General features: G+C 39.1%; 1 protein-coding gene. It reads left to right on the plus strand.

The window, feature by feature from the left end; all coding sequences use genetic code 11:
- Positions 1-99: 99 nt before the first annotated feature.
- On the plus strand, positions 100-1,047 hold the full coding sequence (locus tag GBI16_RS18160; RefSeq protein WP_119065102.1) for an IS30 family transposase: 948 nt from the start codon (positions 100-102) through the stop codon (positions 1,045-1,047).
- Position 1,048 lies beyond the last annotated feature (1 nt).

The raw sequence follows: 1,048 nt of genomic DNA on the forward strand, positions 1-1,048 counted from the left end.
CTTAGATTCTCAAATGAAGTGCAACAGAGATTAAATTATTGGAAAGAAGCAAGATGAGCTAGCATTTTGCTTCCGACCGACCAAAGTCAAAGTTGCATCATGAACTATACTCATCTTACCCAAGAAGAACGATATCAGATTTATACATTGTTACGTGAAGGTTTTTCTAAACGTTATATCGCTTGGAGACTGAATCGTTCACCTTCAACCATTTCTAGGGAAATCAAACGTAATCGAGCTAGAAATGGCTATTTCGCTAAACATGCCAATAAAGTAGCTCGAAGACGTCACTGCTCCAATCCTAAAAGAATCCCTTGTGAAATGTGGGCACATGTCATCTCTTATCTTGATCTTCAATGGAGTCCTGAACAGATTGCTTCTCATGTTCCAGTCAGTTTGCATTCAATTTATCGCTTTATACGACAGGATAAAAACAATGGCGGTACACTCTTTCATCACCTACGTTTCAGAAATCAAAGAAAGAGGAAATACGGCTCTCCTGAAACCCGTGGTCAGCTGAGTAATCGTAAAAGTATTCATGACAGACCTATCGAGATTGAGCGGCGGAATCGCTTTGGTGATCTGGAAATAGATACGATTGTTGGTAAGAACCATCAGCAATCATTGGTCTCTATTGTGGATCGGAAGACAGGTTATTTATGGCTGAAAAAGTGTAGCTCACGCAAGGCAGAGGAAATTTGCCAAACAACTATCAGCCTTCTTAAGCCAATCAAAGATCAGCTAAAGACTATTACCGCAGATAATGGTAAGGAGTTCAGTCTGCATAAGTATGTTGCTCAAGAATTAGAACTAGACTGGTATTTTGCTGATCCTTATAGCGCTTGGCAACGAGGCACGAATGAAAATACAAATGGTTTAATCAGACAATACATTAAAAAAGGCAGTAATTTAAATGCCTATACGGATGAATATATCTCAGAAATCACTCAACGTTTGAATCATCGCCCAAGAAAAAGACTCAGCTTTAAAAGTCCGAGTCAGGTATTATGGCAACAACATGGTGTTGCACTTCAAATGCTAATCTAAG

The organism is Acinetobacter sp. TUM15064 (assembly GCF_008980265.1).
Classification (GTDB): Bacteria; Pseudomonadota; Gammaproteobacteria; order Pseudomonadales; family Moraxellaceae; genus Acinetobacter.